The following is a 22,850-nucleotide window of genomic DNA, read 5'->3' as shown; positions in this document are numbered from 1 at the left end:
ACTCTCCTCGGTTCTCGCCGGTCGATTGCGCACGGTGAATCAAGGGCCCCCAAAGGCACCCAATACCCATATCCTGCCTTATCGAGGCCGCCACGGACTAAACACCCGGCTCACGCGACTCATCGTGGCGTGGGGTGGGGTGCCGCGGCAGCAAAATGAAAGAAGCCGTCCGCTCGACCGAAGTCGAACGAACGGCAACCTCAAAAAATCTGCTCGGTATCCGCGATCAGCTTGCGCCGACCTCGAACCGAACGAAGCGCGTGATCTTGACGCCGGCCTCGTCGAGGATCGCCTTCACGGACTTCTTGGAATCCTGAACCGACGACTGCTCGGTGAGCACGACATCCTTGAAGAATCCGTTGACACGGCCTTCGATGATCTTGGGGAGTGCCTGCTCTGGCTTGCCCTCTTCGCGAGCGGTTTCCTCGGCGATACGACGCTCGGAGGCGAGGATGTCCTCAGGAACCTCGTCACGCGTGACGTACTTGGCCTTGAGCGCGGCAACCTGCATCGCAGCACCGCGAGCAGCCTCAGCAGCGGCCTCGCCCTCACCCGTGTATTCGACGAGAACGCCGACAGCCGGCGGCAGATCCGCGCTGCGCTTGTGCAGGTAGATCGCAACCGGGCCGTCGAACGAGGCAACTCGTCGTAGTTCGAGCTTCTCGCCGATCTTGGCCGACAGCTCGCCCATCGCCGCGTCGACGGTCTTGCCGTCGAGCGTCAGTGCCTTCAATGCCTCGACGTCTGCAGGCTTGCCTTCAGCGGCAACAGCAGCAACCGAGTTCGCGAATGTCTGAAACTCTTCGTTCTTGGCCACGAAGTCGGTCTCGGAGTTGATCTCGAGTAGCACGCCGCCCTTGGCAACGACGAGACCTTCGGCGGTGGACCGCTCGGCACGCTTGCCGACGTCCTTGGCGCCCTTGATGCGTAGTTGCTCGACGGCCTTGTCGAAGTCTCCCTCGGCCTCGGCTAGAGCGTTCTTGCAGTCCATCATTCCGGAGCCGGTGAGCTCACGGAGCCGCTTGACGTCAGCGGCGGTGTAGTTCGCCATGTTGAGCGAGCCTCCTCGAATGCTGTGGGTGGGCAGAGCGTAAAAGTTCTCGGATACCGAAGAAAAGGTCCCGACAGGCGTGGGTCACGCCTATCGGGACCCCTCGATCAAGCCTGTGTTGCTGGTGCTTCTGCGGCCGGTGTTTCTGCTGCAGGTGCTTCAGCGGCAGGCGCGTCAGCAGCGGGTGCCTCTGCTGCAGCTTCCTGCGTCTCAGCCGCTGCGGGCGAAGCCTGTGCAAGCTGCTCGAGCTCCCACTCTGCGAGTGGCTCGCCTGCGCCGACCTCGGGCTTCGCGTCGGTAGCGGTGTTGAGACCCGCCCGAGCCTGTACGCCCTCGGCCACTGCAGATGCAACGACCTTGGTCAGCAGTGCTGCAGAGCGGATTGCATCGTCGTTGCCCGGGATCGGGTAGTCGACGACGTCAGGGTCGCAGTTGGTGTCCAGGATCGCGATGACCGGGATCTTCAGCTTGCGAGCCTCGCCGACAGCGATGTGCTCTTTGTTGGTGTCGACGATCCAGATGGCCGAAGGAACCTTGGCCATGTCACGGATTCCGCCGAGAGTGCGGTCCAGCTTGGTCATCTCACGCGTCAGCATGAGGATTTCCTTCTTGGTACGTCCCTCGAAGCCACCGGTCTGCTCCATTGCCTCGAGCTCCTTGAGGCGGATGAGACGCTTGTGGACCGTCTGGAAGTTGGTGAGCATGCCACCGAGCCAGCGCTGGTTCACGTAGGGCATACCCACGCGAGTTGCTTCAGCGGCGATGGACTCCTGAGCCTGCTTCTTAGTGCCGACGAACAGAACCGTGCCACCGTGGGCGACGGTCTCTTTGACGAACTCGTAGGCCTGATCGATGAAGGTCAGAGTCTGCTGCAAGTCAATGATGTAAATGCCGTTGCGGTCGGTGAAGATGAAACGCTTCATCTTCGGGTTCCAACGACGGGTCTGATGTCCGAAGTGTGTGCCGCTGTCGAGCAGCTGCCTCATAGTTACTACAGCCATGGCTGAATAACTCGCTTTCGTTTGCCGGTTGACGCAGAGTGTCGTTCGACCCCTGCCCTGGCGACCGCTGGTTGCCGAACCCACTCGAAAAAAAGTGGGACCGTCGACAACCGGGTATGTGGCTTCCATTGTCGAAATGGCTGCCGCAAGACGCGGACGCGCGAAGTCGACCCGTGCGGACACAGGTCGCTCCGACAGTGTACGGCCTGAAAGCCGCAGCTCATAACCAGGGCGGAGGTCAAGGGACGACGAGATATGTGGACAAAACTTCCATCCGTCCACAGGCCGGACAAACGGCACTCTGGACAATTGCTCGAACCGACATCCTGAACACCATGAAAGTCCTGGCAGCAGCCCTCGTGATCACGCTCATCTCGGCCGCCGTCGGCCTGGCCGACGCCTCCCCGGCCGGGGCCTCCCCTCCGACCCCTTCGCAAGCATTTCGCTGGCCGTTGTCGCCGCGACCGGCAGTGGTCACCGCTTTCGACCCTCCCGAGCATGACTGGCTCCCGGGCCATCGCGGCGTCGACCTGGCAGGGAGCTCCAACCAAGCAGTGCACGCAGCAGGGCCTGGCACAGTCGTATTCGCGGGCCGAATAGCAGGAAAACCTGTGGTTTCGATCGACCACCCAGGTGGACTTCGTACCACCTACGAACCGGTGACCTCGTCGGTCCACGCCGGAATGCGGGTCAGAGCCTCAGAAGTTGTCGGCACGCTCGAACCAGGCCATCCCAGCTGCAGGGAAGTGTGTCTGCACTGGGGTGTGCGACGAGGCCGGGAGTACCTCGACCCGTTGGCGCTGGTCCACTTCACACCGATTCGACTCAAGCCTCTTCACGCGAATTAGCTCGAACGAGGTTCGACCACAACCGAATTCGAATGGTCCCACGATGCGAGAGGCAAACCCGCGTGAGCAGGCCGCACCCGGATCAGCGCCAACTCGGACCCGAATGCCGTCCGGATACTGCTGGGAAGTCATCAGCCACCATCGCCGCAAGCTCGACGAATGCGGAGCGTGTCTGCGGACGAAGAAGGTCCAGATCGACCACGGCCCCCTCTGCCAAATGCTCGTCGAACGGTACGACGAGCACTGCGCGGCACCGTTCCAAGAAATGCTGAGTCAGCAAGTTCATATCGACTGCGGAAGAACCAGGCCGAACCGAACTGATCACGACCACTGTGCGCTCGACCAGGTGCCCATAACCGTGCAACTGAAGCCAATCGAGCGTGGCCGCTGCGCTACGCGCGCCATCGACAGCGGGTGAGGAGACGAGCACGAGTGCGTTTGCCAGTTGCAGCACGCCGTTCATCGCCGAGTGCATGATGCCCGTGCCGCAGTCGGTCAAGATCAAGTTGTAGTAGACCTGGAGCATATCGATGACGGAACGGTAGTCCTCTTCGCCGAACATCTCCGATGCTGCAGGATCACGTTCTCCGGCAAGAACTTCCAATCGACTCGGCGCCTGAGAGGTATGCGCACGAATGTCGGAATAGCGTCGAATGTTGGGAGCATCCGCCAGCAGATCGCGCACTGTCGACGAGGTCTGACGCGGAACCCGTTCACCCAGAGTTCCGAAATCGGGGTTCGCATCGACTGCGATCACGCAATCACCACGCAGCGACGCGAAAGTAGACCCGAGGCCCAGGGTCGTCGTCGTCTTGCCGACACCCCCTTTGAGCGAAAGAAACGCGATGCGATAGTCACCCAGGACCGGCTGCCTTATGCGGTCCACTTGGTTGCGGTAGCGCTCCTCCGCGGTCGATTCACCTGGATTGATCACCCCACCGGTAAGTCGATGTACACCCTTGCGCCAGCCCGACGACGAAGTGCGCCGCGGACGCTTGAGAAGCGTGTCGGGAGCAAGATCCTGACTGGTCGGCTGGTACTGCGCTCCGAAAGGCTGATTCGGCCCCGGTGTTGCACCGAAGGCCGGCTCACCAGGTGGATAACCACTGGGGTTCCGAACCTGCTGAGAACGGGCGGCAGAAGGACCCGACCACGGTGGGGTCCAGTCATCGGCGCGGCCGTTGCGAACAGGCTCGGGAATTACTCGAGGGGGTGGGGTGTAGCGCGGTGGCGACTGGCGATCGGCCGACCGACCAGATTGCCACGGAGGTATCTGCCGGTCGTCGGCCGCGGGTTCGCCGCTGCTCGAACCCGGGTCAGCGGACGATGCCGGTGTCCACACCGGCTCGATCGGTGAGGAGTTCGATCGAAAAGGATGACCAGAATTCGACTGGGCACGGATCGACCACGCGGCGCTGGCGCCTTGGGGTTGTTCGCGGTCCACGGTCCCCCCGTATCCGGATTTCGACTTCAGCTTTGGACTCCACAGCAGTTTTCGAACTGAGCTGCAGTTACGCAACACAATACTTTGCGTGCGGTTTGTTTCGCCACGACGCTACCAAACTCGCCAGTAACTGGCGTTGCTCACGCTCGCGGATGCGCTTGGTCGTGTACCGCCCGCAATCGCTCCACCGACACGTGAGTGTAGATCTGGGTGGTTGCAAGGGATGCATGCCCGAGCAATTCCTGCACCACCCGAAGGTCGGCACCGCCCTCGAGAAGGTGGGTGGCCGCGGAGTGGCGCAACCCATGCGGCCCGATATCGGGCGCACCAGGTACCGCCGACACGACCTCGTGCACAGCGGTCCGGGCCTGGCGGGGATCTATACGTGCGCCTCTGCGACCCAGCAGCAGCGCACGCCCCGAACGATCGTTCAACAGCGCCGGACGCCCGTGCAACGACCAAGCCTCGAGGGCATGCGCCGCCGGAACTCCGTATGGAGCCGAACGCTCTTTGTCACCCTTTCCGATCACTCGGACCACTCGTCGACCGGTATCGATATCGTCCAGATCGAGTCCGCACAGCTCACCGACTCGGATTCCGGTGGCGTACAACATTTCCACTATCAGGCGATCTCGCAGTGCAAGTGGATCCAGCTCTGCCGCTCCGGTTTGGGCCTGGGTCAGCGCCTCGGAGGCTTGACTCTGCTTGAGAACCGAGGGCAGTGAGCGCCGGACCGCCGGTGTTGCCAAACGCAGCGCTGGATCGGAGGTCATGCGGGCACTACGAGTGAGCCATGCGGTGAAAGCGCGAGCCGAAGACGTTCGTCTGGCCATCGACGTTCTAGCGGATCCGTGCCGAGCCTGATCCGCCAGCCAGGACCGGAGTACCCGCAGATCGAGGTCGGCCAGCGTTGCCGACTCGTCACGTCGGATGAGATGGCAGAGCAACGACTCTGCATCGGCCACGTATGCGCGCACGGTGTTGACCGATCGATTGCGTCCGATTTCGAGATGCTCGGCATACTCCTCGAGGTGTACGCGCAGCGTCGGTGGGAGCTCGTCGTCGGCCATTCACACAGCCTTACCGCTGCACTGAAGGGGAGCAACCAGCCGCGCCGGACATCCCACCTTGTTTATCCGCCGAGACGCGACGTCCGTCGCTCGCGGTCACGCTTCGGCCTCGGCCAACTCACGCTTCCACACGCGGAAGGTCTCCTCGGTGCGCCCCCGTCTCCAATAGCCGGAGATCGAGGCCCACTCGGCAGGAACACCTCGGTCCTTACGCACGTAGCCACGCAGATTGTGCATCACAGCCTGCGCTTCGCCGTGAATGAACACCTGAGCCTGGCCCGGTAGCCATTCGGTGTTTCGAACGGCCTCGATCAGCGGTGAGTTGTCCCCGGCCTTGTCGTCACCGACTTCGCCGGAACCGGCCCCGCGGTGAATCCACGTGACGTCCACGAGCGCGAGCGTCTCCATGTAGATTTCGTCCTTGCGGTCCGACACCTCGACGAACACCTTCGCAATCGCATCTTCCGGCAGTGCCTCGACCGCAGCGGAGATGGCGGGGATAGCAGATTCGTCGCCGGCAAAGAGATGCCAATCCGCCTCTGGACGCGGCTTGTAAGCGCCGTTGGGTCCATACAGGCCGATGCGGTCGCCTGCCTTCGCGTTGGCCGCCCAAGGTCCGGCAATGCCCTCGTCACCGTGGACGACGAAATCGATCGCAATCTCGCGAGCATCGACATCGACGGAGCGGACCGTGTAAGTGCGCTTTACTTCCTCGTCCTCCGAGCCGAAGGCGAGCTTCACGTAGGAGTCGGTGAAGTCGACCGGTTGGAAGTCGTCGAATCCTGGGTCGCCGAGGTACACCCGTTGCATGTGAGGAGTCAGTGATTCCGTACGGAGGACAGTCAGGACGGTTTTGCGTCGTGCCACTTTCGAGCCTTTCCGAGCTGTTGACATAGTTTTACTGCCTAGAAGAGTAAGTGTTACCTAACACCCTACCGTTTCCGGCGGTTCCTCGGATTGTTCACGTGCGTGCCACCCGGGACCACCCGGTCTCGTCACTGGCCACGAACCCGTCCAATTCCAACAGAGGCAATACCGATCGAACAGTAGCCAGAGGCAACGAGGACACATCGGAAAGTTCACGCGGCGATAGAGTTCCGGACGCAGGTAGCGCCTCGTACACCAACAGCGCCGACTCGGACAGTGCATCGATTTCGCGAAACATCGAGGGTCTACCCTCGTCGGTCTCCCCCGCCATTCCTGCTTCGGCGACCACATCGTGGGCATCGGCAACCAAACACGCTTCGCCTTCACGAATCATTCGGTGGCACCCCTTCGATGCCGCCGACGTCACCGGACCCGGAACCGCAAGAACCGGCCGTCCGAGTTTGCGAGCCCACCCTGCTGTGTTGCGTGCACCGCTGCGCCAACCGGCCTCCACGATGACCACAGCCGAGCCGAGGCCTGCAACCAAACGATTGCGAGCGAGAAAGCGATGTTTGGCCGGCGTCGTGCCGGGGGCGTACTCACTGATGACGGCCCCCGTCTTGGCGATTCGGTGAAGCAAGCGAGAATGTCCCGAGGGATATGCTCGATCGACTCCGCACGCGAGTACGGCCACCGTCGAACCACCCACGCCCAATGCTGCTCGGTGAGCGGCCGCATCGATCCCGAATGCCGCCCCCGATAGAATCGTCCACCCGTCGACTGCCAGATCTCCGGCAATCTCGGCAGTCACATGCTCGCCGTACGACGTGGCGGCACGCGTACCGACGATCGATACGGCTCGTTCCGTCAACTCCGCAACCGAAACTGCACCGAGAACCCACAAGGCCAAAGGTGCACATTGATCGTTTCCTACTGGCATCCCAGCGCCGTCGAACGCGAGAAGTCGCCACATCGGCCACTCGTCGTCATCGGGGGTGATGAGCCGACCGCCCTGGGATGCAACAAGATCGAGATCCGCTTGTGCAGTGTCGATATGCGAGCGAACCTGTAGTCGCTCACCAAGGGCCCCACGAGAGACGGCATCGGCGGCGCCCTCGGGACCTGCCTCGGCTGCGAAGTCGCGAAGTACTCGATGCGGCCCCTGAGCTACGCGCGAGAGGTACGCCCAGGCCAGGCGACGTGGATCGTGCGTGGTCACCTCGTCCCCCTGTCTCGAAAGTCCAAAGCGGCTCCCACCTCTCCGATGCCTGGCATGTCTCCCCCAGCCAGATCGTTCAAAGTCCAGGACACACGAAGTGCACGATCCGCACCTCGAGCGGTCAGCGAACCATTACGAAGCGCTCTCTCGACCGGCACCAAGGCTTCACGCGAGAGCGTGAACTTCTGCCGCAGCGCCGGCCCAGGAACCTCGGCGTTCGTCCGCCACCCGTATTCGCGCCAACGTTCGGCGGCCTGCTCGCGTGCAGCGATGACGCGGGCGCGCACGTGCTCGGTGGTCTCTCCGAGCTCGTCCGTCAAAGCACCGGTCGCAACCCCCATCATGGCGATGCGCAGATCGACGCGGTCGAGAAGCGGACCGGACAGCTTGCCGAGGTACTTTCGCCGAACCATCGGCGCACAAACACAATCGGCATTTCTGGCCGGTGCACATGGGCAAGGATTCGCAGCCAACACCAATTGAAAACGTGCCGGATACCGAGCCACGCCATCGCGTCGCGCAATCCTGATCTCACCGTCCTCCAATGGAGTTCTCAACGCCTCCAACACTTTCAGGCCCATCTCGGCACATTCATCGAGAAATAGGACTCCCCGATGCGCTCGGCTGACTGCACCTGGCTTCGCCATTCCGGTTCCTCCGCCGACGAGCGCACTCACCGACGTCGAATGGTGCGGCGCGATGAAAGGAGGCGAAGAAATCAACGGCCGCTCTGTCGTCAACAACCCGGCAACCGAATGAATTGCGGTCACCTCCAATGCCTCCGACTCGGTCAGTGGTGGGAGAATTCCTGGAAGTCGTTGTGCCAACATCGTCTTGCCGATTCCCGGAGGTCCGGTCAGCATGACGTGATGCGCACCGGCCGCAGCGACTTCCAATGCCCACCTCGCCTCGGACTGTCCCACTACCTCGCTCATATCCGGATACGCCACCTCTTCTCGGAATTGCCCGGGAATCGGTCGACTCAGTTCGACTTCCCCCCGCAGCCATTCGACGACTTCCTTCAACGAACCTGCTCCGAGCACTTCGATACCGTCGACAAGACCTGCTTCTGCCAGTGCCGTCGTCGGCACCACCACTCGTGGCCACCTCGCACGTTTGACAGCCAACACGCCCGGCAGAACGCCGCGCACCGGACGAAGTCTGCCGTCCAATGCCAATTCGCCCAGGAACACGGTCCTTTCGAGCGATTGCCGCGGGATCTGTCTGGCTGCATCCAGAACCGCCAACGCAAGACCGAGGTCGTAGACGGAGCCGACTTTCGGCAAGGTAGCCGGGGACAATGCCAGAATTACCCGAGAATCCGGCCAACTATTGCCAGAATTCGTTACGGCCGCTTTTACTCGATCTCGTGACTCGTTCAACGCTGTGTCCGGGAGTCCTACCAAATGAACACCCGGCAATCCGCGACCGATATCTGCTTCGATCTCCACTACTTGGCCATCCACACCGGACACGGCCACCGAGAAAGCGCGACCCAGTGCCATCAGAACACCCCACGCAAATGTGTCACGACCGGATCGGCACCTCGGGCCATCATGATGGCGACCACGTCGAAACGCATTCTCACCCAGGGGCTGTCACGGTCCTCCAGCCAGGCCAGCGCGAGCTTACGTATTCGCTGTTGTTTCGCGTACGTCACCGACTCTGCCGGTGTTCCGTAGCCGGTCCCCGAACGAGTTTTCACCTCGACGAAGACGAGAACCTCGCCCTCACGAGCAACTATGTCGAGTTCCCCGTACCGGCAACGCCAATTTCTCTCGACTATTTCCATTCCGCTATCGACCAGGCGCAGAGCGGCCAAAGCCTCCCCGCGCGCCCCCAAGTCCGAACTGGACATCGCACTCCCCCACGGTCGTCGGTTCGCCGATCTGCCGAACCCGCAACCGACGATGCGCCAACGATGGACCCACAATTCGCATCCCCGCAGCTCGAGAATCACCCTGTGTACAAGCGAATCACCTGTGGACTACCACTCGAATTGAACTCGCCGGGCGGCCCACGCGTCGTACCCGTGTGCATGGGCACTACATGGCACCGCACCACTGGAGGCACCGAGAAACAAAGTAATGCCCCGACCTTGCCGGTCGGGGCATTGCTCTAAGTCCAGCTACGTGGATGAAAATCTCTACGGGGATGAACTCAGTGCGCTGCTTCGTACGCTGCCTGCACGTCCTGACTGATTCGACCGCGTGCGCTCACGTCATAACCATTTTCCCGAGCCCATGCGCGAATGTCCTGCAGATCGACCTTGCCACGAGCGGAAGCCGATGAAGTCTTACGTGCCCGACGACCCGATACTTTCTCTGAATGCTCGATCCAGAATGCCAACTGCTCGTGCAGTTCGTTTGCATGCTTCAGGTTCAGGTCGATGCTGTACTGGTTGCCACCGATACTGAATTCGATGGTCTCACCCTGTCCGTCCTTGATGACCGAACCGTCGACATCATCGATCATTTGGACGAGTGTCTTGCGTGCCATGTCCGAACCTCTAACAGTCGGGGGAAGTGCTTATAGAGCCGTTTCTACCACCAATTGGCTCATTCTCCCAACATTGGACACAAATCCACAGCAACGTTTCAGCTTCCATATCGAGCAAATTCAGCCGATTTCGAGACATCCACTAAAGAACTGAGCAACCATTTCCGTTGTCCTGCAATCGATGTAGAATTGACGCTCATACTATTCGACGACCGATTGCGTGCGATTCACTGTACCGAAAAGCTACTGCTGCACAATCGACCACAAAACCTGACCGAGTACGAAGCACAGCGCGGCTGCGCCGATCAATTGCGCACACATGACAAGTGTCTTACGTGAGCGTCGCCGGCCGAGGAGATACGTACCCGCCGCAATCAACAGCAGCCACAGGGTTACCGACACGGAAAATGGCCTACTCGGGCAAACGCAGGTCGGTCTTCTCGAGTTCCTCGATGTTGACGTCCTTGAACGTGATCACCCGAACATGCTTGACAAAACGTGCCGGTCGGTACATATCCCAAACCCAGGAATCGGACATACGCAGTTCGAAATAGATCTCGCCGTCCGCGTTATGCGGAATGAGCTCGACAGAGTTGGCGAGATAGAACCGGCGCTCCGTCTCGACCACATAGTTGAATTGCCCGACGATGTCCCGATACTCCCGATACAACGAGAGCTCCATCTCGGTTTCGTACTTTTCGAGATCCTCGGCACTCATCGGTTTCTTCTCATCCTCCGTCGGCTGGCATGAAGTTCAATCATCGCGCATTGCGTTCATCGCAGTCCATTCGGCCCAGTACCGACGCTACTTCGTCGGTCCTGGCTGCCGCGGCGGCCATGACGTTCGCGTAGGACATTCGGTGTTGGGAGCACGGTCCGAGTTCCGACATTGCTACCGCATGAGCTCTGGTGCTGTAACCCTTGTGTACAGCGAAGCCGTAACCAGGGATTTCTGCGTCCATCTCGACCATCACTCGGTCTCGCGATACCTTGGCGAGAACACTGGCCGCCGCGATACATGCAGCAGTCGCGTCGCCGCCGATCACCGGGAGCGACGGAACCGGCAGTCCAGGAACCCGGAATCCGTCGGTCAGAACATATCCGGGCATCATCGCAAGCCCTGCCACAGCTCGTCGCATTCCCTCGATGTTGGCGACATGGACACCGATTCGATCGATCTCATCGGCGTTGATGAACACCACGCTCCACGCGAGCGCCAACCGTTGGATCTTCGGAAACAGCTCTTCACGACGCTTCTCGGTCAGCTTCTTCGAATCATTCAGATCGGCCAGTGCCGGGTGCGCTTTCCCCCCGAGCACACAGGCGGCAACAGTCAGCGGACCGGCACACGCACCCCGCCCCGCCTCGTCGACACCTGCCACCGGCCCCAGTCCATTGCGGTCGAGTGCAGACTCCATCGTTCGCAGCCCCGAGGAACGACGAATAACAGGACGCGGCGGCCACGGCGGACGACCTCGTGATCGACTCGTACTACTCATTGCCCGAGTTCAGCTCATTGTCCCTGGATGTCGGGCGAGTCGAGGGTGCCGAACCGCGATGGCGGCAGTGCGATGAGGAACGCCTTGCCGATCACATTGTCGACCGGCACGGTCCCCATCAGCTCGTCCGAGACATGGAACCGTGAATCGGCCGAATTGCTCCGGTTGTCACCCATGACCCAGACGTTGCCCTCGGGCACGGTTACAGGCGCAAAGCAGCGACCGGACTTCAGCTCGGTATCGCAGGTCATGACGTCAGGGGTGAACGGGAAGTCCATCTGAACATAGGGTTCGTCGAGCGGCTTACCGTCCACCAGCACACGCCCCTGAGCGTCACAGCACTCTACGGTCTGTCCCCCAGTGGCGATCACTCGTTTGACGAGATCGTTTTCGTCCGGTGCGACGACACCGATCAGCGAGCCGACTTCCTGGGCGCCACGGATTATCGCGTTCGACGACCGAGTGGAGGTGAATTCGCTGTTCCACGAATCAGGACCGCGGAAAACGATGACGTCGCCCGGCTTGGGGTCTCCAAAGCGATAACCGATCTTCTCCACGACGATACGGTCCCCGGTGCAACCAGCGCAGCCATGCAGTGTCGGTTCCATCGACTCGGAGGGAATCAGATACACGCGTGCAACGAACGTCTGGAGCAGGAAGCTCAGAACCAACGCGACGAGTATGAGTATCGGCAGTTCACGCCAGAAGGATCGAGGCTTTTTCTCGCGACGCGTCTCTTCCGACTTCTCACTGTGCGAGTCGGACGGCCGGTTCGGATCCTGCTGGGAATCTGCCACGGCACTAGATTAGCCGCAGTCTCTGTGTGGTTCGAACAGTGCACCGACGCGTGCCGACCAAACGAGCGACGGTGATGAGGACAAGAAGGCGCCGCACCGCCCCGAAGGACGATGCGGCGCTTTTCGAAGCTGGGCGGAAGTGACCGCAATCAGCGCTTTTCCTTGATCTTGGCAGCCTTGCCACGAAGGTCACGGAGGTAGTAGAGCTTCGCGCGACGAACATCGCCACGAGTCAGAACCTCGAACTCGGCGATGTTCGGGCTGTGAACCGGGAAGGTGCGCTCGACACCGACACCGAAGGAAACCTTACGGACGGTGAACGTCTCACGAACGCCACCACCCTGGCGACGAATCACGACGCCCTTGAAGATCTGAATGCGCTCTTTCGAGCCTTCGATAACCTTGACGTGCACGTTCAACGTGTCGCCTGGGCGGAAGTCAGGAATGTCACTGCGAAGCGACTTGTTGTCCAAAAAGTCCAGAGTGTTCATCGGTAGGTCCATCCTTGCGTTCTTCGCACGAGCAGAGGAACCGAGCGGTCCCGCGAACGGAACTCGGCTGGTTCGTACTCCGATTAGGGTTGTGCCTTGCACAGGCAACTCGCCTATTGTGCCAGAGATAGACCCCGGTTGCGAAATCGTGTCACTCTGCAGAGGCCATCGGCACCGACGGTGACGCCGCCGGAAGAACCGTCCTGTCCAGTTCGGATTCCGTCGCGTCGACGGCGTGGCCGATACTCGGTTTTCCCGCAATGAGGTCTTGAAGGTAGACCTTCGCCCTGATGGTCGGACGTCTGATGGTGCGCTCGCGCCGAAGTGCTCGCTCCATTCGCTTGGGCCTGCTCGTGTAGTACCAGCGTGCCCAGGGCGCTCCGGGCCTGCTCAGCCGGATCGCACCGACGTAGAGAATCGGCGCTACGAACAACCCGATCAATCCCGTCCATATCTTCCCTTTGAGCACGACGACTGCGCATACAGCGAGGTGGAATAAGGCCAAAGCTGTGTACCCGGCCCTCACCCAGGGGTTGGGGTCGCGGCGAATGTCGGTGACGTTCAACAGTTCGAGTGGGTGAAATCCGAGCAGAAGCAACCCTGTTGCCGCCGTCGCGACGAACACCGCATCGATCGACGTTCGGCCTTGTTCGGACCAGTAGACATCCTCGAGATAGAAGATCAGCGCGAACTCGTCGAGCACGAGCGCCGCGCCGACCCCGAACAACGACGCAAGTGCGGCGCCCGTCTCGGTCGTTCCGTCCTCGTACACCGTGATGAGAGCAACGCCGGCGACGAGCATCAGCACGATCCCGAACACGACGTGATGGATGTGCCGACCACCGGGAGTGATGTTTCCCGGCCACCACTTCACCTGCGCGCGGATCAATCGAACGCTGAGCCGAATGACAGCGAACCCGACCAAGAAACCGACTAGGAAGCACAGGAGCGGGAGGCGTCCGTGCTCGATGATCTCTCGATCCAGCCATTCACTCACCGTGGCCCACCCTTCTTACAACCCGTTCGACATCTGTCGAACACGAACGATCCTGAACTGGTTTCACTGCGCCGAACTCTATTTGCCGAATCCTGCGTTCCGTAGCGCGTCTGCCATGGAGCCGGCCGCGGGAGTACTGGTTTGGCGCCCAGCCCCTCCACGATTGTCGTTGCCTCGGCCTTCCTTGCGTGGCGTTTGGCGCCGATCCGGCCGACCGCCACGAGGCTTGTCCTTCGATCCGGCACCGGGCTCGTCGTCGAGACGCAAGCTCAGGCCGATGCGCTGACGGGCGATGTCGACCTCCATGACCTTGACCTTGACCACCTGTCCCGACTTGACAACCTCACGGGGATCCTTGACAAAGTTGTGCGACAACGCCGAAACGTGCACCAATCCGTCTTGATGGACGCCGACATCGACGAAGGCGCCGAATGCCGCAACGTTCGTCACGACGCCTTCGAGCGTCATCCCCGGCTTCAGATCTGCGATCTTCTCGATACCTGCCGCGAAGGTAGCGGTCTTGAACTCCGGACGCGGGTCCCTACCCGGTTTTTCGAGTTCGGCGATGATGTCCGTGACGGTGGGGAGGCCGAATCGATCGTCGGCGAACTTTCGCGGATCGAGCGTGCGCAGCAATGTGCTGTTGCCGATCACCTCGCGTACCCCCACACCGGCCGTGTCGACGATGCGCCGAACTACCGGGTATGCCTCAGGGTGGACGCTCGATCGATCGAGCGGATCATCCCCGTCGACTATGCGCAGGAATCCAGCACACTGCTCGAAAGCCTTCGGACCGAGCCGTGCGACATCTTTGAGCTTGGAGCGACTGGCGAAAGGACCGTGTTGATCACGATGCGCAACAATGCTTTCGGCGAGCGAGCCAGCAATTCCCGACACTCTGGACAACAGCGGAACGGAGGCTGTATTGACGTCGACCCCGACGGCGTTCACGGCATCCTCCACGACGGCACCGAGGGACCTGGCCAACAACGCCTCGGAAATGTCGTGCTGGTACTGGCCGACCCCGATTGATTTCGGATCGATCTTCACCAGCTCCGCCAACGGATCTTGGAGCCGTCGTGCAATGGAGACCGCGCCGCGAATCGTCACGTCCAGCTCGGGCAACTCGCTCGAGGCGTACGCCGATGCGGAGTACACCGACGCGCCCGCTTCGGAAACAACGATCTTGGTCAACCCCGCCGCGGGGTATTTGGCGATGAGCTCCGCCGCGAGCGCGTCGGTTTCGCGTGAGGCCGTGCCATTTCCGATTGCGATCAATTGAACCGAGTGCTTCGAGGCCAATGCCGCCAGTGTCGCGAGCGCCTGGTCCCATTTTCCTTGCGGCTTGTGCGGATAGATCGTGTCGTAGTCGACGACCTTGCCCGTCGAATCCACCACTGCAACTTTGGTGCCTGTCCGGAATCCCGGATCGAGACCCATCGTCGAACGGTTGCCTGCAGGAGCTGCAAGCAACAAGTCCTTCAGGTTGGACGCGAACACATCCACTGCGTCCTTTTCGGCGGACTGTCGAAGGCGCATCCGAACGTCGATTGCCATGGTTACCAGAAGCTTGGTCCGCCATGCCCAACGCACGGTGTCGAGGAGCCAGCGGTCACCGGCGCGGCCACGATCGGCGATGTCGAACTTCTTCGCGATGCGTCCTTCGAAGACCGTGGGAACTCCAGGCTGCGCTTCCTCCTGCTCCGGCTCGAGACCCAGGGAGAGAATCTCCTCTTTCTCTCCGCGCAGTGCCGCGAGAATCCGGTGCGAAGGCAAACTGGTGAAGGGTTCGGAGAATTCGAAGTAGTCCGCGAATTTAGAGCCCTCTTCCTCCTTGCCCTTACGGACGGACGCCGTCAACTTGCCGCGGGTCCACATGAGCTCACGAAGTTCGCCCACCAGGTCCGGATCCTCCGCGAAACGTTCGACGAGGATTGCGCGTGCACCGTCGAGTTGTTCGGTGTCGTACTGCGCCGGGTCGGTATTCGGATCGGAGATGAGTGCGTCGGCGACAGGCTCGTGCCCGGCCTCCCGCGCGATCTGAGCCTTCGTTCTGCGCTTCGGCTTGAACGGCAGGTAGATGTCCTCGACTCTGGCTTTCGTCTCGGCCGACATCAGGGACTGCTCTAGTGCCTCATCGAGCTTGCCTTGGGATCGAATCGATTCGATGACCGCATCACGTCGCTCGTCGAGTTCGCGAAGGTACCGCAGCCGCTCGTCCAGCTGGCGGAGCTGGGTGTCGTCGAGGCTGCCGGTGACCTCCTTCCGATACCGAGCGATGAACGGAACGGTCGAACCGCTGTCCAATAGATCCACGGCCGCGCGGACCTGCTCCTCGCGGACGTCGAGTTCTTCGGCTATACGCTTGTTCACAGATTTCAGAGCTGTCGTCACGGCGTTGGACCCTACCGCTACTCTAAGATGAGAACATCAGTGACCATCGTGGGAGATTGCAGACATGTCCAGGCCGATGCAAGTCCTGGCGGTATCGTTCACTGCCCTCATCACCGCGGTATCGATTCTTTCCACTGGGTGCAGTGCCCCCGACGACACCCCGGCCGCGCTCGCGATCGATGCTTCCGAATCACCTTTTCCCGACACGGCCACCGTCGAAGACATGTCTGTCGAGTCGCGCATACCCGAAGCCGTGGCGTCGGCCATCGGGCGTGGCGCGGAGGTCGATTTCGCTTTCCTCGATCGCGAGACCGGTGCGTACTTTGCCAGCGGAGATGCCGAATCGATCGAAACGGCGTCGGTATCCAAGCTGTTCATCGCCGACGACGTACTGCATGGGGCGGATGTGAGCCAGGTCCCGGTTGCCGAAGAAGACATGGAGTCGTTGACGACGATGCTGGAATCTTCGGACGACTTTGCCGCAAATTACTTGTGGGACAAGTATGGCGGGTCCGAGATCATCACGCGGGTGACCGAGCGCTACGGATTGACGGCGACCACACCGCCATGGGATGACCTGTGGTGGAACACCATGTCGACCGCTGCCGACCTCGTCGCCTACTACACACGACTGCTCGACGGCGTCGGCGGACTCTCACCCGCGTCGACAGCAACGATGATCGGGTTTCTTCGACAATCGGCTCCGGTGGCCACCGATGGGTATCGCCAGCATTTCGGCATCGTCGACGGCCTACCGGCCGAGCCGGTCTTCGCGGTCAAACAGGGGTGGATGTGCTGCATCGCGGACCGATGGATTCATCTGTCGACGGGCACAGTAGGCATCGACAATCGCTTCGTGTTGGCATTCGTTTCTCGCGAGGAGATTCATTACGAGGACGATATGGAGCACTATCCGGATACCGCGGTTGTCGACGTCACCGACGACAGTAGCGCTCAGCACGCTCGCGACACGCTCACCGGCGTCGTGACGATGCTGTTTCCGGACGGCACGATCGGCAGCTAGCCTCTCCCTTCGCTCGAACCGTTCAGTCCGACAGGAGATCCGGTCGACGCTCGGTAGTACGCCGGAGGGACTGTTCCGCGCGCCACGCGGCGACCCGCGAATGGTCGCCGGAGAGGAGTACGTCGGGAACCTCGAGTCCACGCCAACTCACCGGCCTGGTGTAGCTGGGACCCTCGAGCAACCCATCGGAGAACGAATCTTGTTGGTGCGATTGCTGATTGCCGAGCACACCCGGCAGGAGCCGTACAACGGCCTCGCTCATCACCAAGACTGCAGCCTCGCCGCCGATGAGGACGTAATCACCGATACTCACTTCTTCGACGCGAACTCTTCGAGCTGCGTCGTCGAAGACTCGCTGATCGATGCCTTCGTACCGGCCACACGCGAACACCAGATGACGTTCGTCCGCCCACCGCTCGGCGGTTCGCTGTGTGAAGGGCACACCAGCAGGCGTCGGAACTACCAATAGTGAATCTTCTGCAAGCACGTCATCGAGTGCATCACCCCAGACAGTGGGTTTCATGACCATTCCTGGTCCACCACCGTAGGGCGAATCGTCGACGGCTTTGTGCACGTCGTGGGTCCACGACCTCAGATCGTGAACCTCCACCGAGACAAGTCCCTTGTCGATTGCCTTGCCCAGCAAGGCAGTTCGAAGGGGCGTCAGGTACTCGGGAAATATCGTGACGATATCGAGTTGCACCGCGCTACTCCGGGTCCAGTAGACCCTCGGGCGGATCGATCACGACGACGCCGTCGGCAAGCGACACCGACGTCACGATCGCGGCAACGAACGGCACGAGTAACTCTGCGCGGCTGCCGTCGGCGGGGCGGATGGACAACAACTCCCCCGCCGCCGAATGCAGTACCTCTCGGATCGAACCGATGACAGTTCCGTCGGACAGACGGACCGACAGGCCCTCGAGCTCATGGTCGTAAAATTCGTCGTCATCGTCCGACGAAGCCGGCAGATCTTTGGAATCGATCACGAACAGTGTGCCGCGAAGGGCGTCGGACACGCTGCGGTCGTCGACGCCTTTCAAGCGCAGCAAAAGCCGCCCGGAGTGGTCCCGGGCGGCTTCCACCGTGTATTCGGTTGTATCGGTCGATACTCGCGGCTTGCGCCCGTGCAGCACAGTTCCTACAGCGAAGCGTTCGTCCGGTTCGTCGGTGCGAACATCGACTACCACTTCACCTTTGACGCCGTGCGACTTGGCGACACGACCGATTACGAGCTCCATTGCGAGATTACCTACTGATCGGTATCGACGACGTCGACGCGAATGCCGCGACCGCCGATTCCGGAGACCAAGGTACGCAACGCAGTTGCCGTCCGACCGCCGCGTCCGATGACCTTACCCAGATCATCTGGATGCACGTGAACCTCCACGGTGCGCCCACGACGTCCGGTGATCAGTTCGACGCGTACGTCGTCAGGATTGGCGACGATGCCACGAACAAGATGTTCGACGGCGTCGGCGACAACGGCACTCACTTCTCAGCAGCCTCGGCGGCCGGAGCTTCTGCGGTCTCGGCTGCAGCCGAATCGTCGGCCTTGGCCGTCTCATCGGCCTTTGTAGCCTCGTCGGCCTTCGGAGCCTTTTTCTTCTTGGCAGTCGTAGCGTCACCGAGCGGCTCGGCGTCGGCCTGAGCCAGTGCAGCGTTGAAGAGGTCCAGCTTGGAGGGCTTTGCCTCAGCGAAGCGGAGCGTGCCTTCGGTGCCTGGAAGGCCCTTGAACTTCTGCCAATCACCGGTGATCTTCAGCAGGGCTTCGACGGGCTCGGTGGGGATAGCGCCGACGCCGAGCCAGTACTGCGCGCGCTCGGAATCGATGTCGATGATGCTGGGGTCCTGCTTGGGCTCGTACTTGCCGATGGTCTCGACAGCACGGCCGTTGCGGCGCGTGCGAGAGTCAGCGATGACGACGCGGTAGTGCGGGGTGCGGATCTTGCCGATACGCATGAGCTTGATCTTGACAGCCATGAAAAATAGAGCCTTTCGAGTTGGTCACGCCGCAATTCTGCGGTGCGTATGGGATGCGCACCCGGTTTTGCGATGGAGGTGTTGTGACCGCCGTGCGGTACGTAACCGGTGGACGGGCGAACAGCTGCCTATTCTGCCAGAGAGAGAATCGCCAGCGCCGGCAGGGTGTTGTTCACCGAGTGAGCGGTAGTGGATGCCACTACCGACCCGGTTCGCATCCGGGCGATGCCGATAGCGAATCCGCCCCACACCAACACTAGAAAACGCCATCCTTCGCGATGCCACAGCGCGAACACGACTGCCGTGACCACCAGAACGACCCATCTGTTTCCCAACCAGGACATCCTCATCGGCGCTGTACGCCGTTCGAGCGCACCCCACAGCATCCCCCGGAACATCACTTCCTCGCAGAACGGGGCGCCGATCCAGATCCACCCCACCAACGCGACTTTCCAGGGCAACGGTATGCCGATCAGGTTGCCGAGCGGTGATCGATCCTCGAGGTCGGTACGAGCTAGGACAAGCACCGCGATTAACAGGCCGCCTGCCAAGGCAGCGGCACCCCAGGCAATTCCGGATCGAAGCTGAGCTCCCCATTCGGAAAGCGTGGCCGGCAGACCGAAGTCGACGGCGGGGCCGTTCCCTCGGCGCGCAGTGATCACGAATGCAAGGCTCGCAGCCAGGACACTGGGAATCATGATCGCCAGAACGTAGGCGGGAGAGGAGTCGGTGTCGATCATCCATGGCAACGCCAGGAAGCCTGCAAGGTTGAGGGCGAGCACGGCGGCCGCTGATGGAATTCCCCATCTCTGACCGCCTCGCCGTTTCGCAGCCAGCGACTCGGCCCGCCAGTAGCGATCCGAGTACCCGGTGCTTCGATGATGAACAGCGTTCATCGGGGCCATGCCGGCCCAACTCGGCGGAAGGTCCTCGGGGTCACTCGGACCCGGCCGGGTCATCTTCGTTCGATCGGCACACCACGCAGCACTACGACGTCGGGCGCCGACAGCACCTCCGGCCCCCTGCGTGGATCCGTCGTGTAGATCAGCAGGTCGGCGGGCGCTCCGTGCTCGAGTCCGGGATGCCCGAGCCAGGATCTGGCGTCCCAGCACGCAGCTCCCAGGGCTTCGGTAGCGGTCATTCCCACGCGTTCGAGTGCCTGCACCTCGTCGGCAATCCGTCCATGCCGAATGGATCCGCCTGCATCGGTCCCCGCAAAGATCGGTATACCGGCATCGTGTGCTCGTCCGATGGTCGACGCCACTCGACCGTGAAGTTCCCGCATGTGTCGCGCGTAGACCGGATACTTGCCGGCCGAAGCCGCTATATCGGGAAACGTCTCGATGTTGATCAGCGTCGGAACAAGGGCAGTTCCGTGCTCGACCATTTGCTCGATCGTCGCGTCCGTCAGACCGGTGCCGTGCTCGATGCAGTCGATCCCGGCCCCGATCAAACCCGGCAACGCGTCCTCACCGAACACGTGCGCGGTGACTCGCGCACCTTCGGCGTGCGCTGCATCGATTGCCTTCTCAAGGATCGCCTCGTCCCACAGCGGGCTGAGGTCGCCGACGCTTCTGTCGATCCAGTCACCGACCAGCTTGACCCAACCGTCACCCGATCGCGCCTGCTGCGCAACAGCTTCCGGCAGTTGTGATTCGTCCTCGATATCGACGGCCAAACCCGGGATGTACCGCTTGGGCATGGCGATGTGCCGTCCAGCGCGAATTATCCGCGGCAGATCTTCGTACTCGTCGAGTTCCCTGGTGTCGATGGGCGATCCAGCATCACGCAGCAACAATGCACCGACATCACGCTCGGTCTTCGCCTGCTCGACTGCGCCGGGAAGGTCCTCGTGTCCGCCGCCGTACTTGATACCGACGTGACAGTGCGCGTCGACGAGTCCGGGGAGAATCCAGCCGTCCTCGCACAGTGTCTGCGCACCCACTACCGGTTCGACCGAGACGAGACCATCCACGATCCACAATTCGACGAGTTCCTCGGACGGCAGCACCCGACCACGAACTCTGAATCCGACCATGTCGGCCTACTTCTTGGGCAGCTTGAGCTGGGACAGGTCGATGCCTTCGAGACCCGGCGGAATCTGATCGAGGCCCTGCGGCATTCCGGACAGATCGGGCATGCCACCCGGCATACCCGGGAAGCCGCCCCGGATCTTCGGCTGGGTTGGGCCACGAGCACCCTTCTTGCCTTTTTTACCCTTCTTACTGCGGACCTGCTTGCGTGCGCCCGGCATCCCCATGCGACCTGCCATGGCCGACATCATCTTCCGCGCTTCGAAGAAGCGATCGACGAGTTGGTTGACGTCGGAAACCTTGACTCCGGATCCGTTGGCGATACGCAGTCTGCGGGAGGCATTGATGATCTTGGGATCGGTGCGCTCGAGTGGCGTCATGCCGCGAATGATGGCCTGCACGCGGTCGAGTTGCTTCTCGTCCACATTGGCCAGTTCCTTCATCTGGCCGGCGCCGGGAAGCATGCCGAGCAAATTGCCGATCGGGCCCATTTTGCGAACGGCCATCATCTGCTCGAGGAAGTCGTCCAGCGTCAGCTGACCCGACCCGATCTTGTTCGCGGTCGCTTCGGCCTGTTCCGCGTCGAAATGCTGCTCCGCCTGCTCGATGAGGCTGAGGACGTCACCCATTCCGAGAATCCGACTGGCCATCCGGTCGGGGTGGAACACGTCGAAGTCTTCGAGCTTCTCACCCGTGGATGCGAACATGATCGGGGCACCGGTTACCTCGCGCACACTCAGTGCAGCGCCGCCACGCGCATCTCCGTCGAGCTTGGTCAGGACGACACCGGTGAAACCGACACCGTCGCGGAATGCTTGCGCCGTGCTCACGGCATCCTGGCCGACCATCGCATCGAGAACGAACAGGGTTTCGTCCGGTTGGACCGCATCTCGGATACCCGCGGCCTGATTCATCAGTTCGGTATCGATGCCGAGCCGGCCGGCCGTATCGACGATGACGATGTCGTACTGCTTGTTCCGGGCCTCGGCAACACCTGCACGAGCAACCTCGACAGGATCGGCGGCAGAGACTCCCAGCGCGTTCTCCCCGCCTCCGATGGACGTGCCCGGGTGCGGGGCGAATACAGTCGCGCCCGCGCGTTCTCCGACGATCTGAAGCTGACTGACCGCGCCCGGCCGCTGCAGATCGCAGGCGACCAGAAGAGGCGTGTGCCCCTGATCCTTCAACCACTTGGCGAGCTTGCCGGCAAGCGTGGTCTTACCGGAGCCCTGCAGGCCTGCCAGCATGACGACGGTCGGAGGTGTCTTCGCGAAGGTCAGTCGACGGGTCTCACCGCCGAGAATTCCGACAAGTTCTTCGTTGACGATCTTGACGACCTGCTGGGCAGGATTGAGCGCACCCGAAACCTCCGCACCCTTGGCTCGCGTCTTGATTCGCGTGATGAACTCGCGCACCACAGGAAGCGCCACGTCGGCTTCGAGCAGCGCAAGTCGAATTTCGCGGGCGGTGGCATCGATATCGGCAGGCGACAGACGCCCCTTGCCACGGAGGTCTTTGAGCGTCCCGGTCAACCTGTCGGAAAGGGATTCGAACACCGATTGCACTCCTGAGCCGATTGCGAATGGGGCGTGAACGTCGTGTAGAGCAGGCTCCACACTAACGCCCGGTACTA

General features: G+C 61.4%; 25 protein-coding genes. 2 read left to right on the top strand and 23 right to left on the bottom strand.

Going from position 1 to position 22,850, the window contains the following annotated elements; all coding sequences use genetic code 11:
• Nucleotides 1-226 precede the first annotated feature (226 nt).
• On the bottom strand, nucleotides 227-1,051 hold the full coding sequence (gene tsf, locus O1W68_RS11140; RefSeq protein WP_269303524.1) for a translation elongation factor Ts: 825 nt from the start codon (nucleotides 1,049-1,051) through the stop codon (nucleotides 227-229).
• A gap of 107 nt (nucleotides 1,052-1,158) precedes the next feature.
• Nucleotides 1,159-2,052: a 30S ribosomal protein S2 gene (gene rpsB, locus O1W68_RS11135; RefSeq protein ID WP_269303523.1), complete on the bottom strand. Its 894-nt coding sequence runs from the start codon at nucleotides 2,050-2,052 to the stop codon at nucleotides 1,159-1,161.
• Nucleotides 2,053-2,387: 335 nt separating this feature from the next.
• Here rpsB and O1W68_RS11130 point away from each other — a divergent pair, with 335 nt between their 5' ends.
• A complete protein-coding gene (locus O1W68_RS11130; RefSeq protein ID WP_269303521.1) occupies nucleotides 2,388-2,900 on the top strand; it encodes a M23 family metallopeptidase in 513 nt (170 codons plus the stop codon).
• An 82-nt stretch (nucleotides 2,901-2,982) separates the two neighbouring features.
• On the opposite strand, the gene O1W68_RS11125 is transcribed toward O1W68_RS11130, so the two are convergent.
• The 14 genes from O1W68_RS11125 to O1W68_RS11060 form a co-directional block, all read right to left on the bottom strand.
• Nucleotides 2,983-4,344, bottom strand: a complete 1,362-nt coding sequence (locus tag O1W68_RS11125) for a nucleotide-binding protein (protein WP_269303519.1) — start codon at nucleotides 4,342-4,344, stop codon at nucleotides 2,983-2,985.
• Nucleotides 4,345-4,484: 140 nt separating this feature from the next.
• Nucleotides 4,485-5,414, bottom strand: a complete 930-nt coding sequence (locus O1W68_RS11120; RefSeq protein ID WP_269303517.1) for a tyrosine recombinase XerC — start codon at nucleotides 5,412-5,414, stop codon at nucleotides 4,485-4,487.
• Between the two features lie 96 nt (nucleotides 5,415-5,510).
• Nucleotides 5,511-6,281 carry a siderophore-interacting protein gene (locus O1W68_RS11115; protein ID WP_136169288.1) on the bottom strand — a complete coding sequence of 257 codons (771 nt, stop codon included), beginning with the start codon at nucleotides 6,279-6,281 and terminating at the stop codon, nucleotides 5,511-5,513.
• A 94-nt stretch (nucleotides 6,282-6,375) separates the two neighbouring features.
• Nucleotides 6,376-7,500, bottom strand: a complete 1,125-nt coding sequence (dprA, locus tag O1W68_RS11110) for a DNA-processing protein DprA (protein WP_269303515.1) — start codon at nucleotides 7,498-7,500, stop codon at nucleotides 6,376-6,378.
• Nucleotides 7,497-9,005 (bottom strand): YifB family Mg chelatase-like AAA ATPase, encoded by a 1,509-nt coding sequence (locus O1W68_RS11105; protein WP_269303513.1) that lies wholly within the window; start codon nucleotides 9,003-9,005, stop codon nucleotides 7,497-7,499. Before O1W68_RS11105 ends, dprA begins: the two co-directional genes overlap by 4 nt.
• Nucleotides 9,005-9,358, bottom strand: coding sequence for a YraN family protein (locus O1W68_RS11100; RefSeq protein ID WP_269303512.1), 354 nt, complete (start codon nucleotides 9,356-9,358; stop codon nucleotides 9,005-9,007). Before O1W68_RS11100 ends, O1W68_RS11105 begins: the two co-directional genes overlap by 1 nt.
• A 302-nt stretch (nucleotides 9,359-9,660) precedes the next feature.
• Nucleotides 9,661-9,999 (bottom strand): histone-like nucleoid-structuring protein Lsr2, encoded by a 339-nt coding sequence (locus O1W68_RS11095; RefSeq protein WP_269303510.1) that lies wholly within the window; start codon nucleotides 9,997-9,999, stop codon nucleotides 9,661-9,663.
• 243 nt (nucleotides 10,000-10,242) lie between these two features.
• Entirely contained in the window at nucleotides 10,243-10,401 is a 159-nt protein-coding gene (locus O1W68_RS11090) for a hypothetical protein (RefSeq protein WP_269303508.1), read from the bottom strand.
• A 10-nt stretch (nucleotides 10,402-10,411) separates the two neighbouring features.
• Nucleotides 10,412-10,717, bottom strand: a complete 306-nt coding sequence (locus O1W68_RS11085) for a DUF2469 domain-containing protein (RefSeq protein ID WP_084348597.1) — start codon at nucleotides 10,715-10,717, stop codon at nucleotides 10,412-10,414.
• 40 nt (nucleotides 10,718-10,757) lie between these two features.
• Entirely contained in the window at nucleotides 10,758-11,498 is a 741-nt protein-coding gene (locus O1W68_RS11080; protein WP_269303505.1) for a ribonuclease HII, read from the bottom strand.
• A gap of 14 nt (nucleotides 11,499-11,512) precedes the next feature.
• The gene (gene lepB, locus O1W68_RS11075) at nucleotides 11,513-12,295 is read right to left on the bottom strand and encodes a signal peptidase I (protein ID WP_269303503.1); all 783 of its coding nucleotides are present in this window, start codon (nucleotides 12,293-12,295) and stop codon (nucleotides 11,513-11,515) included.
• Between the two features lie 149 nt (nucleotides 12,296-12,444).
• Nucleotides 12,445-12,786 (bottom strand): 50S ribosomal protein L19, encoded by a 342-nt coding sequence (gene rplS / locus O1W68_RS11070; protein WP_136169295.1) that lies wholly within the window; start codon nucleotides 12,784-12,786, stop codon nucleotides 12,445-12,447.
• Between the two features lie 151 nt (nucleotides 12,787-12,937).
• Nucleotides 12,938-13,783, bottom strand: coding sequence for a hypothetical protein (locus tag O1W68_RS11065; RefSeq protein WP_269303501.1), 846 nt, complete (start codon nucleotides 13,781-13,783; stop codon nucleotides 12,938-12,940).
• A gap of 78 nt (nucleotides 13,784-13,861) precedes the next feature.
• Entirely contained in the window at nucleotides 13,862-16,177 is a 2,316-nt protein-coding gene (locus tag O1W68_RS11060) for a Tex family protein (protein WP_269303500.1), read from the bottom strand.
• 64 nt (nucleotides 16,178-16,241) lie between these two features.
• Between O1W68_RS11060 and O1W68_RS11055 the strand changes: the two genes are divergently transcribed.
• Nucleotides 16,242-17,201: a serine hydrolase gene (locus O1W68_RS11055; RefSeq protein WP_269303499.1), complete on the top strand. Its 960-nt coding sequence runs from the start codon at nucleotides 16,242-16,244 to the stop codon at nucleotides 17,199-17,201.
• Nucleotides 17,202-17,223: 22 nt separating this feature from the next.
• Here the strand turns inward: O1W68_RS11055 and trmD are convergent, their stop codons facing one another.
• The 7 genes from trmD to ffh form a co-directional block, all read right to left on the bottom strand.
• Nucleotides 17,224-17,904, bottom strand: a complete 681-nt coding sequence (gene trmD, locus O1W68_RS11050; RefSeq protein ID WP_269303497.1) for a tRNA (guanosine(37)-N1)-methyltransferase TrmD — start codon at nucleotides 17,902-17,904, stop codon at nucleotides 17,224-17,226.
• A gap of 4 nt (nucleotides 17,905-17,908) precedes the next feature.
• Nucleotides 17,909-18,442 (bottom strand): ribosome maturation factor RimM, encoded by a 534-nt coding sequence (gene rimM, locus O1W68_RS11045; RefSeq protein WP_269303495.1) that lies wholly within the window; start codon nucleotides 18,440-18,442, stop codon nucleotides 17,909-17,911.
• 11 nt (nucleotides 18,443-18,453) lie between these two features.
• Nucleotides 18,454-18,696 carry an RNA-binding protein gene (locus tag O1W68_RS11040; RefSeq protein ID WP_003939023.1) on the bottom strand — a complete coding sequence of 81 codons (243 nt, stop codon included), beginning with the start codon at nucleotides 18,694-18,696 and terminating at the stop codon, nucleotides 18,454-18,456.
• Nucleotides 18,693-19,184, bottom strand: coding sequence for a 30S ribosomal protein S16 (gene rpsP / locus O1W68_RS11035; protein ID WP_269303494.1), 492 nt, complete (start codon nucleotides 19,182-19,184; stop codon nucleotides 18,693-18,695). The genes O1W68_RS11040 and rpsP overlap by 4 nt, the downstream gene beginning before the upstream one ends.
• A gap of 128 nt (nucleotides 19,185-19,312) precedes the next feature.
• Entirely contained in the window at nucleotides 19,313-20,143 is an 831-nt protein-coding gene (locus O1W68_RS11030; protein ID WP_269303492.1) for a CPBP family intramembrane glutamic endopeptidase, read from the bottom strand.
• The gene (locus O1W68_RS11025; protein WP_269303490.1) at nucleotides 20,140-21,222 is read right to left on the bottom strand and encodes an amidohydrolase family protein; all 1,083 of its coding nucleotides are present in this window, start codon (nucleotides 21,220-21,222) and stop codon (nucleotides 20,140-20,142) included. Before O1W68_RS11025 ends, O1W68_RS11030 begins: the two co-directional genes overlap by 4 nt.
• Nucleotides 21,223-21,228: 6 nt before the next feature.
• A complete protein-coding gene (gene ffh, locus O1W68_RS11020) occupies nucleotides 21,229-22,773 on the bottom strand; it encodes a signal recognition particle protein (protein WP_269303488.1) in 1,545 nt (514 codons plus the stop codon).
• Nucleotides 22,774-22,850: the final 77 nt, after the last annotated feature.

Origin of the sequence: Rhodococcus sp. H36-A4 (assembly GCF_027158005.1) — a bacterium.
In the GTDB taxonomy this organism is placed as follows: Bacteria; Actinomycetota; Actinomycetes; order Mycobacteriales; family Mycobacteriaceae; genus Rhodococcoides.
Note: the sequence above shows the minus strand (reverse complement) of the source record. Positions and strands in the feature narration are given on the sequence as shown.

Excerpts from the sequence above, each read along its gene's own strand:
- tsf (WP_269303524.1), bottom strand. The coding sequence starts at position 1,051 with ATGGCGAACTACACCGCCGCTGACGTCAAGCGGCTCCGTGAGCTCACC.
- rpsB (WP_269303523.1), bottom strand. The coding sequence starts at position 2,052 with ATGGCTGTAGTAACTATGAGGCAGCTGCTCGACAGCGGCACACACTTC.
- O1W68_RS11130 (WP_269303521.1), top strand. The coding sequence starts at position 2,388 with ATGAAAGTCCTGGCAGCAGCCCTCGTGATCACGCTCATCTCGGCCGCC.
- O1W68_RS11120 (WP_269303517.1), bottom strand. The coding sequence starts at position 5,414 with ATGGCCGACGACGAGCTCCCACCGACGCTGCGCGTACACCTCGAGGAG.
- O1W68_RS11105 (WP_269303513.1), bottom strand. The coding sequence starts at position 9,005 with ATGGCACTGGGTCGCGCTTTCTCGGTGGCCGTGTCCGGTGTGGATGGC.
- O1W68_RS11100 (WP_269303512.1), bottom strand. The coding sequence starts at position 9,358 with ATGTCCAGTTCGGACTTGGGGGCGCGCGGGGAGGCTTTGGCCGCTCTG.
- O1W68_RS11095 (WP_269303510.1), bottom strand. The coding sequence starts at position 9,999 with ATGGCACGCAAGACACTCGTCCAAATGATCGATGATGTCGACGGTTCG.
- O1W68_RS11085 (WP_084348597.1), bottom strand. The coding sequence starts at position 10,717 with ATGAGTGCCGAGGATCTCGAAAAGTACGAAACCGAGATGGAGCTCTCG.
- O1W68_RS11080 (WP_269303505.1), bottom strand. The coding sequence starts at position 11,498 with ATGAGTAGTACGAGTCGATCACGAGGTCGTCCGCCGTGGCCGCCGCGT.
- rplS (WP_136169295.1), bottom strand. The coding sequence starts at position 12,786 with ATGAACACTCTGGACTTTTTGGACAACAAGTCGCTTCGCAGTGACATT.
- O1W68_RS11055 (WP_269303499.1), top strand. The coding sequence starts at position 16,242 with ATGTCCAGGCCGATGCAAGTCCTGGCGGTATCGTTCACTGCCCTCATC.
- rimM (WP_269303495.1), bottom strand. The coding sequence starts at position 18,442 with ATGGAGCTCGTAATCGGTCGTGTCGCCAAGTCGCACGGCGTCAAAGGT.
- rpsP (WP_269303494.1), bottom strand. The coding sequence starts at position 19,184 with ATGGCTGTCAAGATCAAGCTCATGCGTATCGGCAAGATCCGCACCCCG.
- O1W68_RS11030 (WP_269303492.1), bottom strand. The coding sequence starts at position 20,143 with ATGACCCGGCCGGGTCCGAGTGACCCCGAGGACCTTCCGCCGAGTTGG.
- O1W68_RS11025 (WP_269303490.1), bottom strand. The coding sequence starts at position 21,222 with ATGGTCGGATTCAGAGTTCGTGGTCGGGTGCTGCCGTCCGAGGAACTC.